Source organism: Psychrobacter sp. UBA3480 (assembly GCF_002377945.1).
Taxonomy (GTDB): Bacteria; Pseudomonadota; Gammaproteobacteria; order Pseudomonadales; family Moraxellaceae; genus Psychrobacter.
This window is the reverse complement of record NZ_DFQV01000027.1, coordinates 58378-70870: the sequence shown is the minus strand read 5'-3', so window position 1 is coordinate 70870 and position 12493 is coordinate 58378. Positions and strand designations below refer to the sequence as shown.

The following is a 12493-nucleotide window of genomic DNA, read 5'->3' as shown; positions in this document are numbered from 1 at the left end:
TTGAAGTTATTTTAGGAGATGAATAAATCTGTATTTCTTTCAATGGGTTATAAAATTGAGGTTCTCTATTTCTTTTTATCTCTTATGTTTTTGAATGTTGATATTCATATAAATAGCACTATATAGAAGCTAAGTTATTCGAAGTTATATGATGCTTTCAATATATTATCCTATATAGTTCAGTATTTGATACTACCTTTATCATAAGATATGGCTCTTATATTAGTCGTCGCGTAATCCCTTGATATCTAGTGTTGAGAGACGGTTTTTGCTATAATAGGTATTTTGCTGCATTACTTATATATGTCGGCTATTGTATTATTCATATAGCGAAATGCATTTTGTTGCAATGCTATTGATTAACTGGCTTTAAGCCTTACATCAGCTTTAGCTTATATAGTCATAGTAAGACTCTAGGTAATGCGTCCCTTTCACAACATATCACGATGATTAGATATAATTGATGTGGTCTTACGGTTATATGATTGATGGTTGCAATCATCACTGCCAACGGACCCAATAATAGGCGAATAGATTATGGTAGCGATTACTTTACCCGATGGTAGTGTAAAAGACTTTGACGGTCATACAACAGTCATGGAAGTGGCGCAAAGTATTGGGACAGGACTCGCTAAAGCGACGGTTGCTGGACGTGTAAATGGTCATCTGGTAGACGCTCATGATCCTATCGTCGCTGATGCCAATGTTGAAATCGTAACGCCAAAAGACGACGACGGTGTCGATATTATTCGTCACTCATGCGCTCATCTATTAGGTCACGCTGTTAAGCAGCTATATCCTGATGTGAAAATGGTCATTGGTCCTGTTATTGATGATGGTTTTTATTACGATATCTTTAGTGAAACACCATTTACGCCTGAGCATATGGAAGCGATTGAAAAACGCATGATGGAGCTGATCAAGCAAGATTATGACGTTATCAAAAAAATGACGCCACGTGCCGAAGCGATTGAGATATTTGAATCACGTAACGAAGACTATAAGCTGAAACTTATTAATGATATGCCAGGTGAAGAAGCGTTTGGCTTGTATCATCACCAAGAATACGTGGATATGTGCCGTGGCCCGCATGTGCCAAACACGCGCTTTTTGAAAGTATTTAAACTGACCAAAATGTCAGGTGCTTACTGGCGCGGTGATGCGAAAAACGAGCAGTTACAGCGTATCTATGGTACTGCGTGGGCTGATAAGAAACAGTTAAAAGCTTATATCCAGCGTATTGAAGAAGCAGAAAAACGTGACCATCGTAAAATTGGTAAAGCATTAAACCTATTTCATATGCAAGAGCAAGCACCAGGCATGGTGTTCTGGCATGCGAATGGTTGGACGATTTATCAAGTGCTTGAGCAATATATGCGCAAAGTACAATACGATAATGGCTACGAAGAGATTAAAACACCTCAAATCGTCGATCGCAGCTTGTGGGAGCGCTCAGGACATTGGGGCAACTATGCAACCAATATGTTCACAACTTCTAGTGAAAACCGTGATTATGCGGTAAAACCGATGAACTGCCCTTGTCACGTGCAAGTGTTTAACCAAGGCTTAAAGTCTTACCGTGACTTGCCACTGCGTATGGCTGAATTTGGTTCTTGTCATCGTAACGAGCCATCAGGTTCACTACATGGTTTGATGCGTGTACGTGGTTTTACTCAAGATGATGCGCATATCTTCTGTACGCAGGCACAGATTCAACAAGAAGTTGCTGACTTTATTAAACTAACGCTTGCTGTCTATGAAGATTTTGGTTTTGACAATATTATCATGAAGCTTTCTACTCGCCCTGAAAAACGCGTTGGTAGTGATGAGTCTTGGGACTTTGCAGAAAAAGCGTTGGCAGATGCGCTTGATAGCTCAGGGCTAGACTGGGATTATTTACCTGGTGAAGGTGCATTCTACGGTCCAAAGATTGAGTTCAGTCTAAAGGATTCCTTAGGTCGTATTTGGCAGTGCGGCACCATTCAGGTTGATCCAAACATGCCTGAGCGTCTCGATGCTGAGTTCGTCAATGAACAGAACGATCGTGAAGTACCTATTATGTTGCACCGTGCAATTTTAGGTTCGTTCGAGCGTTTCATCGGTATTTTGATCGAAAACTATGCCGGTTGGATGCCAGTATGGCTAGCACCGCAGCAAGTTGTGGTCATGAATATCACCGATAAGCAAGCTAATGCATGTGAAAACGTGGTTAGCGAGCTTAAAAATGCAGGTTTGCGCGCTATTAGCGACTTGCGTAACGAAAAGATTGGATTTAAGATACGAGAGAAAACATTAGAACGTATTCCCTATATGCTAGTATTAGGGGATAAAGAAGTCGAATCGGGCAGTGTCAACGTCCGAACTCGCGAAGGTGAGAACCTTGGCGTGATGAGTGTTTCTGAATTTATCACATTAGTACAGACCGCTGTCAGTAAAAAAGGCCGACAGACCCCAAAAACAGATGAGGAGTAATACCTATTAAACAGTCCAACCGTTTGAACATCAACGAAGATATCAATGTCAAAGAAGTCCGTCTCGTTAAAGAAGATGGCGAGCAAATGGGCGTGGTTGATATCGCAACCGCGATGAAAGCGGCACGTGATGAAAATCTAGATTTGGTTGAATTAGTTCCTGAAGCTAAGCCGCCAGTATGTAAGATCATGGATTATAAGCACTTCCTCTATGATCAAAAGCAAAAGGCTAAAGAAGCTAAGAAAAACCAAAAGCAGACTCAGCTTAAAGAGATGAAGCTACGTCCTAGTACCGAAGAGGCCGATTATCAGGTTAAACTGAGAAAAATCGTGAGCTTCTTGGAAGATCAAGACAAAGTTAAAATTAGCATCCGTTTCCGCGGACGTGAAATGGCGCACCAAGATATCGGTCGCAAACAACTTGATCGTATCATTGAAGATACTGCTGATATCTCAAACGTCGAACAGTACCCTAAGATGGAAGGTCGTCAGATGGGTATGCTGCTTGGACCCACTAAGAAAAAGTAATCTGTCTATTGGATTGCTTTGAGTGGTGGCTGTTAGTCTATATAGCTATTTATAACTCTAACCATCAATATGCTGCGGGATATTGATGGTTTTTTATTATTTGGACTCAAAAACGGCTGTAATAAACATAGCTATATTGAACGTAAATAGCCTAGCATCATTGACTGACGCTATTTTACAAAATCTACCTTCTCAACTTTCTGATTACACGGTAATCTAAAGGTCTAGTTATATTTACTAGTTAGTATTTAGCAGTCACTAATGATCATTTGATAAAAACTAGTATGAGCTAAAGACATTTTATAAATGTATAAAAGCTAAGTGTATAAATAAAAACAATGTACATCACGACTGTCAGAGTCGTTGACAAAAAACACTCCCTTCTCCGATATCAGAGGATATTTCATGCAAGAATTGACGCCACCAGAAAACGCTACAACTCCCAGTATTTCTCTAACAGCACCTGAACCTGTCAAAGAAATACAGAAAAGTGAAGCAGATCAGATGGTCAAATTGGATGAAAGCCAAATTCCTGAGCTCGATGCCAAGGTTGATGCTTTTGTTGATCATGTGCTTACCAACTCTGTGCATAGCGATGAGTTTCGACAGAATGTGCAGTCTATTCATAATCTAGGTACAAAAGAGATTCGTGAATCTGCACAAGTATCTAATCGAATGTTAGATTTGCCCGCAAAAAGTCTCAATGACAGCTTATTCGACAACTCTCCTATTGCTAAATCGCTAACGGAACTACGCGGGATTGTAGAAGACTTAGATCCGAGCAAAAAAGAGCTGACCAGCTCACGCAAGCTGTTCGGTCTCATTCCGTTCGGCAACAAAGTACAAGATTATTTCCGTCAGTATGAGTCGGCACAATCACATATTAATGCCGTTGTAACTAGTCTCTATAATGGTAAAGATGAATTGCTCAAAGACAATGCGATGATTGAGCAAGAAAAAGTCAATATGTGGGAGCTGATGCAGTCTATTCGCCAGTATGTCTACGTTGGCAAAAAGATTGATGAGCAACTTGAGCAAAAGGTCTATGCGATAGAAGCAACCGATCCTGAAAAAGCTCGCATTATTAAAGAAGAGATGTTGTTTTATGTCCGTCAAAAAAACACTGATTTTTTAACTCAGTTAGCAGTGAATGTACAAGGCTATTTGGCGCTTGATACTATTCGCCGTAATAACTTAGAGCTGATCAAAGGGGTCGATCGCGCAACCACGACTACTGTGTCTGCATTACGCACGGCTGTTGTCGTCGCACAAGCAATGACCAATCAAAAATTGGTACTAGATCAAATCACTGCATTGAATAAAACCACCAGTAGTTTGATTGAATCAACGTCAGCGATGCTTAAACGTCAGTCAGGTGAGATTCATGAGCAGGCGACTAGCAGTAGCATTGAGCTTGATAAACTGCAAAATGCCTTCAATAATGTCTATGACACTATGGATATGATTAGTAATTACAAAATTGAAGCGCTAGAGAATATGAAGCAAACGGTCAATACACTGACCACTGAAGTAGATAAAGCACAAAAATACTTGGATAAATCAAATCAGACTACGGTATTAGAAGTCTCAAAAGAGTTGGATAGTAAAAAAATCACTAACCAATCTAGCAATGTCGATATTGATATTTGATTTATCCCTATAGCGGTCGCTAGAAAACTGACCGCTTCCTGCTACCGAATACACATAAGACAATTGACGCAAGATATTGCGACGTCGTTCGTGTTAAGATAGCCACTATTAATAATTTTAAAAATAGATACGGTAATTTATGAGTTGGAATGATCCAAACGCCTCAAGTGAGGCAAAAAAATATGACAACCCGATTCCTAGTCGTGAGCTGATACTCAGCACGATTAACGAGCATGGGGAAGTCACGCATCAACAATTGGCAAAAGCCTTTAACATTGATGACCCTGATCAGTTTGATGCTTTGGGCAATCGCCTAAAAGCAATGGCGCGTGATGGCCAAGTAAATCGTGATGGTCGTCCTTATCGCTATCGCACAGTGACCAAGCAAGATATCGTCTCAGGTACAGTTTCTGCACATCCAAAAGGTTTTGGATTTGTAGTGCTAAGTGATATGCCAGATTTGTTTTTGCATGAAAAACAAATGCGCTGGGTATTCAATGGCGATACGGTAGCAGCCGTCGGCACTTCGACAGACAATCGTGGACGTACCGAAGGGCGTATCGTCGATGTTGTCGAACGTCGTCAAAACAACTTTATCGGTACACTTGCTCGTGATGAAGACGGCTATTGTGTTGAGCTTGGTAGCCCAAACAATCATCAACCGATTACGGTTACTGATGACAATGTTCAGTCGCTAAATATCAAACAAGGCGCTCCTGTTAAAGTCGATATCATTGACTGGCCAAACCAGCATGAATTTGCCACTGGTAAAATCACTGAAGTTCTGTCTGACGATAATGATCGTGAATTGATTATTGAGACTACCCTGCTCAACTATGATATTCCATCAGATTTTAGCGAAGCTGCGCTTAAACAAGCTGATGACTATCAAGAGCCAACTGAGAAAGACATAAAAGGTCGCACAGACATACGTCATCTACCGCTTGTCACTATCGATGGTGAAGATGCTCGTGACTTTGATGATGCTGTATTTGCTGAAAAGCGCTCTGGTGGTAACTACCGTGTTGTGGTTGCGATTGCGGATGTCAGCTATTATGTGACACCGAATTCACCACTTGACCAAGATGCCTATGAGCGTGGTACTTCAGTATACTTCCCGCATCGCGTGATTCCGATGTTGCCTGAAGTGTTATCTAACGGTCTGTGTTCACTGAACCCTAATCTAGATCGCTTATGTATGGTTGCTGATATCAAGATATCACGCGCTGGTAAAGTGACTGGATATGAGTTCTATCCATCAGTGATGCACTCACAAGCCCGTCTCACCTATAATCAAGTAAATGATTATCTTGTGAACCCGAATGATAAGAGATTACCTAAATCATTAACAGGTAATAAAGACGTTAAAAAATCTGTTGATACGTTACATCAATTGTATGAGCTACTGCTTAAAAAGCGTGAAGAACGTCATGCAATGGAATTTGAAACGGTTGAGACGTATATCGAGTTCAACGAGAAAGGCGGAATCGAAGCGATTTTACCGCGCACTCGTGGCGACTCTCAGAAGCTAATCGAAGAGTGTATGCTCCTTGCCAATACTTGTGCTGCAAACTTCGCGCTTAAACATGAGTTACCAGTTTTATATCGTAACCATGATAAGCCTGATAATGAGAAGTCGATGCGTATTCATGAATATGCGAAAAACTTTGGCTTACCATTCCCAGAAGAAAATCCAACGCAAGCGGATTACCAGCGCATAATTGAAGCGACTAAAGATAGACCAGATGCCATCAGTATTCATAGCATGCTGCTGCGTTCAATGATGCAAGCAAACTATGCACCTGACAATATTGGTCACTTTGGCTTAGCATATGACGAATATAGCCACTTTACCTCGCCGATTCGCCGTTATCCAGATTTGATGCTGCATCGCGCGATTAAGGCAAAAGTCACCAACAGCCAGCAACCTGTCATGGACTTTTCTCTTGAAGGTGCTGGTACACAAACTTCAGATACAGAACGCCGTGCAGAGAAAGCATCACGTTATGTAGAGTCTTGGCTTAAGTGTCATTATATGACCGATCATGTCGGTGAAGAGTTCGAAGGCGTTGTGACTACGGTTACTAGCTTTGGTCTATTCGTCACATTAACTGATTTATATATTGATGGTTTGGTTCATATCTCAAACGTTGGCGATGACTTCTTCGTCTACGATGAACAGCAACAGCAGCTTATCGGTAAGGATAAAGGCACGCTATTTGGACTGGGCGATTCAGTTAAAGTGAAGGTTGCGGGTGTCAACATGGACCTGCTACAGATTGATTTTGATTTGAAGGCTAAATTGCAATCTAGTGCAATGAACCAAAGCAAAAAAGGTCAACCGAAGAAAGAGCAGCCTAAGAAAACCCCAGCGAAAAGAAGCAGTAACCGCAGAGGCGCTGCCAAAAAAAGCTAAGCTTAAACTGATACCGAGATATTAATCTTGTAATACTATAAAAAAGGCTAACGTGATCGTTAGCCTTTTTTATGCTGTGTACTTTTGAGTTATAGATGATATAGCTATTTATTGTGCCTATTGCACATCGTCCAATTGCTCTACACGGTCTTGCTCGGCTTGCTGTGCTTGGTCAATTTTGCTGGTCGCACTATCTACGATAGCTTTCGGCTGTTGACTAAGTGGCTGGCTAGTAATATCTGTATCGGAGGTAGCTACTGTAGAATCAGGCTGTTCAGCCGCTACACTACTGGTTGCAATCTCTCTATTTTGTTCGCGACTATTACCATTGATAATGTTAAAGCCAAGCAATGCCACAATACCAATTACTGAAAAAATAATGACGTGTTTCATTTCCATAAAAAGCCCCGTATTTGAATAACCACCAAATATAGATTCTGTTGCACTTTTTATGCCTAAACCTTACTTAACGTCTAGTACCTATTCTTGCGGGCTATTATTATTCAATAAATCAGTCTCATCTGAGCTTTGAGCAATCTCTTGCTCGACCTTTTCCATCAGCTTATCGTCAGGACGGGCATCGAGAACCTCATTAGCACTGCGACCTTGTAAAATGGTCTTGGCTCGAGCCTTGGCTTGCTTTTTATCTTGGTCATCTATATGACTTTCGTTGACCTGATTTGTTTCAGCAGGCTTAGGGATAGTCGGAGTAATCGTCATATCAGATTGAATATTATTAGCATTGCTGACACTGCTTTGCATGTGCTCAAAGGCTTTTTCTAACTTGTTGTTAAAGCGCAGACGATAGATAGGCTCAGGTAAGCTAAAGCCTTTATCTTCTAGTGCATGCTTGGTCTCACGAATGGCGATACTGCGTGCTTTGGCAAAGTCAGTCTCTGATTGGTCTACCCAAACCTGAAATTCCAAAACAATATTAGAATCGCCCACATTGGTAATAACCGCAATTGCCTTTGGTTCATTCAAGACAAACGCCAGCGTATGTATCGCATCCAATCCGACTTTGATTGCTGCTAATGGATCATCATTGGCGTCGACGCCTAATTCAAAAGTAAATCGACGCTCAGGATTTTTGGTGTAATTTAGAATGGTACCTTTAAAGACTTCAGCATTAGGAATACGTAGCTGATTACCATCTAATGTCATCAGTATTGTCGCACGTGAGGTCAAGCGAACCACGATGCCCTCTTGTCCATTAATCACGATATGGTCACGGGCCCGAAAAGGTTGGCGAATGCTCAGCATTAGTGAAGCGATATAATTTTCAATGGTATCTTTGACTGCGAAACCTACCGCAATACCAATGACACCTGCCCCACCAAGCAATGTGCCTAAAATAGTCTCTGCACCTATTAGACTTAGTCCTAGAATCAGACCAAAGATAATAAAGATGACTTTGACCGTTTGTGACAGCAGCTCAGCGACAAATGGATTGGGCGTCAGACGTTGCCACATTTTTTTGCGATTAGATAACCAACTGCCAAACCATGCTACCAAGGCAAATATAACGATGCCGACCAATAGTAGCGGCAGAGCCTTCACAAGATTGGTCACCTGCGCTTTTAGACCTTGATAGACCGTTGAGACATTCTCTTGAACATCTAGCGTGCGGTTAATTCTATCTTCTACAGTGACGACATCTGTTAGTCGGTTGGTTAAGTTAATCGCTTGCTGTGCTTTTTTTTCGTTGGCTGTTTCTCCCGTTAGGGTAACGACCCCTTGGGTGACACTAACGTTGACGGCTTGTAAGCCTTCGATTTCAGAGAAAATACCGCTGATACGTTGACGAATATCGTTGTCTTTTTGCGGAGTAGGTGTGGTCTCGATTTGAGCATTATTAGTGCTTTCGCCACTGATGACTGGCGGCGGAGCAGGCGTTGGCAATGAGCTAGCAGGTTCTGTGGTATTACCTGTTGATGTCTCATTTTCTGATATAGCAGAATCATTGTTAGATACGCTTGCCTCTGTCGTATCTACACTTTCAGTCGTCTCTATACCTAACGCTGCTGCGACACCAGAAATTTCTTCACTGGCAGCATGTGCTGAGAACGCAAAAAGGATGCTTAGTAGCAACACCATTTGACCCCACGCTTTTATAAAACTGCGTACTATCGGACGGTCAATGTAAGTGGCCATAAGCATCCTTTACTTTTTACGGATTTTTCTCGCTTAGCTTGTTGCTGATAATTAGCTGTCTGATTTTATCTGCCTAGCTTTATTTAGCTATCTAAATAAAGCTGTGCTTCGCTCAAGTTCAGCGTGCCTTCATAGATAGCACGACCAGTGATGATACCTTCAATACAATCACCATACGGCTTTAACAGCTCGATATCTTTCATGTCAGTAACGCCACCTGATGCAATCACAGGTAGTCCGCCTTCACGCGCCAAATTAACAGTTTGTTCGACGTTGACGCCTTGCATCATGCCATCGCGGGCGATGTCAGTATAAACGATTGATGATACGCCTACATCTGCAAAGCGCTTAGCAAGCTCGGTCGCCTTGGTGTCTGTCACGTTTGCCCAGCCATGAGTGGCTACCATACCGTCTTTGGCGTCGATACCGACGATGATGTGCCCTGCAAATTCGCGACAAGCTTCAGCGACAAAATCAGGATCTTCAACAGCTTTTGTACCGATAATGATATACGTTAAACCTGCGGTAATATACTGCTCGATAGTGTTCATGTTGCGTACACCGCCACCCAATTGAATAGGCAGGTTCGGATAGGCTTTGGTGATATCATTGACCACTTGTCTATGTACTGGCACGCCATCAAAAGCACCATTCAAATCAACCAAATGTAAGCGACGCGCGCCTTCATCTACCCAACGTGCTGCCATGGCAACTGGGTCATCTGAGAACACCGTATCATCTTCCATACGGCCTTGTTTTAAACGTACACACTTACCATCTTTTAAATCAATAGCCGGGATAATGACAGGCACAGCACACATATAGCATTCCTTATAAAGCACAAGATTGGCAATAAATTTAGTAAATTAAAATTTTGAGAATGAAACGTTATCGAAGCGTCAAATAACGAGAGAAAACGCTGCTTAAAAGTAGCATAAATTATGGACAGAGCGAAAACCAAGACCTCGCTAAGTTAGCAATCTGTTTGAATATAAATAAGAAAGACAGAAACTAGACAATCATAACCATAAGTTTTAGTACGTAGAATCACTACCAACAATCGTTAAATTCTATTACTGACTGGCAATTTTAGGTCAATTTAGCGTATAATCCTAGGTAAATTTTTATTTGTTTCTATGTGATAGTAACCATGTGTTACGCTTTTTGTTGAGTTGTTACAACTCACTAATACAGCATGGTGATCAGGATGGATCGAGCAATCGCTCAATACGCCAATAAAATATTGGCCAAGAAATTGCTAAAAAGGACTATCTGAAAAAATCTCAACCAATAGTCTCTAAACCATCGATTCTGCGGTATTTAACCTTAATTAGATGTCTTGCAAGTCCCTATCACTAGCTAACTATATTAAAACCGTTACGATTAAAACTATAGCAGCTTATAATAAGCGAGGTTTGCTTACTAGTTGCTTAGCTAGTTTGTCTTTTAACCAGTATATCATCTACCTTAATAGATCGTTATTTGGCCACACTCTTATTCTATCGAATATCTGTAAACGGTATTCGTAAACGAGAGATGGTCAAACATACTGGTGTTACAAGTTTTAAATTTCAATGAAACGTGTGATAAAGCCATTTATATTTAAACCAGTCTCTTTTAGCCATGTGCTATAGCGATTGATTTCGATGAAGCGGTTTTAGCATACACCTTGGTAGCCAGTCGCCACTTTGGTAATTCGAATAAGACATTAACGTGTTGTTAAGGAGTCTAAGGTCAGCGTTAATACTCTTACTAGTAGTTATGATCATGTATTGTCTTCACAGAGCTTTCATCCCTATTTCACTATAAAGGAAATAGACGATTGAAGGCTTTATTGAGTGATACAAATGTTCATGCTACCGATATACCAAACAGGACGTCTGGTATCGTTTTAGACTATGGACTAAGTTTTCGCTTATGATTACCATCAAAAAAGGTTTGGATTTGCCCATCACTGGTGAACCCTCCCGCGAGATATCTGAGCACCAACCGACACATGTAGCACTTGTTGGCTATGATTATGTGGGTATGAAGCCCACTATGAATGTCAAAGAAGGTGACATTGTAGCCAAAGGTCAGCCCGTTTTTGAAGACAAAAAACGTGTTGGCGTGATCTACACTGCCCCTGCTGCCGGTAAGGTCGTCGCTGTTAAACGTGGCGAACGTCGAGTGTTTGAGAGTCTTGTGATTGCGGTCGACCCAAATGGTGAAGAAGTAGACTTTGAGCGCTATGACTCACAGCAGCTTGCTGACCTAGACTCTGAAGTCGTTGAAACCCAACTGATTGCCTCTGGCGAATGGACCGCGTTCCGTACGCGTCCTTATAGCCGCGCACCCGAAATCGGTGCTCGTCCACATGCTATCTTTGTCACAGCAATGGATACCAATCCACTTGCCTTTGACCCGATGCTTGTGATCAATGAGCAGCTACAAGCGTTCAATGATGGACTTGCTGTATTATCTACGCTTAGTCCAAAGACCTTTGTCTGCCATCACGGCGATACCCAACTGACGCCAGTTGCAAAAACTGCAGCGAATAACGTCACTGAGTATCATGGTTTTGCTGGTAAGCATCCAGCTGGTCTTGCTGGTACGCACATTCATTTCTTGCATCCTATCAGCCGCGGTGTGACCGTATGGACGATTGGTTATCAAGACGTGATTGCAATCGGTAAATTGTTCACGACAGGTCGTCTATATACGCGCCGCATGGTGAGCTTAGCAGGACCTGCTGTCACTAACCCGCAGTTAGTTATGACTGAACGTGGTGCTGATATTACTGCATTAACCAAAGGTAAACTGGCTGCTGGCGAGAACCGTATCATTTCAGGTTCAGTATTGTCTGGTCGCAAAGTGTTTGAAAACATCGCCTATCTGGGTCGTTTTCACAATCAGATCAGTGTATTGACTGAAGGCCGTGAGCGTCCTGCGTTCCATTTCTTTACTCCAGGTAAAAACCGCTTCTCAAAACTGCCTATCTATATTTCGCAGTTTTTTGGTGGCAAAAAATACGACTTTACTACGACAAGTAACGGCTCACCACGAGCGATGGTACCAATCGGTGTCTATGAAGAAGTCATGCCACAAGATTACCTACCAACTCAATTACTACGTGCATTGATTGTCGAAGACATCATTAGCGCTGTAGATTTGGGCGTGCTTGAACTGGACGAAGAAGATTTGGCACTATGCACCTTTGTATCTCCTGGCAAATATGAATTCGGTGATATTTTGCGTGATAACTTAACGCGCATTGAGCTGGAGGGCTAACCAC

At 41.8% G+C, this 12493-nt stretch carries 8 protein-coding genes; 5 read left to right on the top strand and 3 right to left on the bottom strand.

Annotated elements, in window-relative coordinates; genetic code table 11:
- Window positions 1-537 precede the first annotated feature (537 nt).
- From thrS to rnr, 4 genes are all read left to right on the top strand, one after another.
- Window positions 538-2472 (top strand): threonine--tRNA ligase, encoded by a 1935-nt coding sequence (gene thrS, locus B2863_RS11480; protein WP_296210680.1) that lies wholly within the window; start codon window positions 538-540, stop codon window positions 2470-2472.
- Between the two features lie 23 nt (window positions 2473-2495).
- Window positions 2496-2999 carry a translation initiation factor IF-3 gene (infC, locus tag B2863_RS11475; RefSeq protein ID WP_057762155.1) on the top strand — a complete coding sequence of 168 codons (504 nt, stop codon included), beginning with the start codon at window positions 2496-2498 and terminating at the stop codon, window positions 2997-2999.
- A 405-nt stretch (window positions 3000-3404) separates the two neighbouring features.
- Complete coding sequence (locus B2863_RS11470) at window positions 3405-4649, top strand: toxic anion resistance protein (RefSeq protein ID WP_057762157.1); 1245 nt, start codon at window positions 3405-3407, stop codon at window positions 4647-4649.
- 139 nt (window positions 4650-4788) lie between these two features.
- On the top strand, window positions 4789-7065 hold the full coding sequence (rnr, locus tag B2863_RS11465; protein ID WP_296210677.1) for a ribonuclease R: 2277 nt from the start codon (window positions 4789-4791) through the stop codon (window positions 7063-7065).
- A gap of 117 nt (window positions 7066-7182) precedes the next feature.
- On the opposite strand, the gene B2863_RS11460 is transcribed toward rnr, so the two are convergent.
- The 3 genes from B2863_RS11460 to hisA all read right to left on the bottom strand — a co-directional run bounded on the left by B2863_RS11460 (window position 7183) and on the right by hisA (window position 10040).
- Complete coding sequence (locus B2863_RS11460) at window positions 7183-7464, bottom strand: hypothetical protein (protein ID WP_296210674.1); 282 nt, start codon at window positions 7462-7464, stop codon at window positions 7183-7185.
- Window positions 7465-7545: 81 nt separating this feature from the next.
- Window positions 7546-9219, bottom strand: a complete 1674-nt coding sequence (locus tag B2863_RS11455; protein WP_296210672.1) for a mechanosensitive ion channel family protein — start codon at window positions 9217-9219, stop codon at window positions 7546-7548.
- 83 nt (window positions 9220-9302) lie between these two features.
- The gene (gene hisA / locus B2863_RS11450) at window positions 9303-10040 is read right to left on the bottom strand and encodes a 1-(5-phosphoribosyl)-5-[(5-phosphoribosylamino)methylideneamino]imidazole-4-carboxamide isomerase (RefSeq protein ID WP_102091064.1); all 738 of its coding nucleotides are present in this window, start codon (window positions 10038-10040) and stop codon (window positions 9303-9305) included.
- A 1096-nt stretch (window positions 10041-11136) separates the two neighbouring features.
- Between hisA and B2863_RS11445 the strand changes: the two genes are divergently transcribed.
- The gene (locus B2863_RS11445) at window positions 11137-12489 is read left to right on the top strand and encodes a Na(+)-translocating NADH-quinone reductase subunit A (RefSeq protein ID WP_296210669.1); all 1353 of its coding nucleotides are present in this window, start codon (window positions 11137-11139) and stop codon (window positions 12487-12489) included.
- The last annotated feature ends 4 nt before the right edge of the window (window positions 12490-12493 follow it).

Coding starts and splice junctions, on each gene's coding strand:
- thrS (WP_296210680.1), top strand. CDS start 538: ATGGTAGCGATTACTTTACCCGATGGTAGTGTAAAAGACTTTGACGGT.
- B2863_RS11470 (WP_057762157.1), top strand. CDS start 3,405: ATGCAAGAATTGACGCCACCAGAAAACGCTACAACTCCCAGTATTTCT.
- rnr (WP_296210677.1), top strand. CDS start 4,789: ATGAGTTGGAATGATCCAAACGCCTCAAGTGAGGCAAAAAAATATGAC.
- B2863_RS11460 (WP_296210674.1), bottom strand. CDS start 7,464: ATGGAAATGAAACACGTCATTATTTTTTCAGTAATTGGTATTGTGGCA.
- B2863_RS11455 (WP_296210672.1), bottom strand. CDS start 9,219: ATGGCCACTTACATTGACCGTCCGATAGTACGCAGTTTTATAAAAGCG.
- hisA (WP_102091064.1), bottom strand. CDS start 10,040: ATGTGTGCTGTGCCTGTCATTATCCCGGCTATTGATTTAAAAGATGGT.
- B2863_RS11445 (WP_296210669.1), top strand. CDS start 11,137: ATGATTACCATCAAAAAAGGTTTGGATTTGCCCATCACTGGTGAACCC.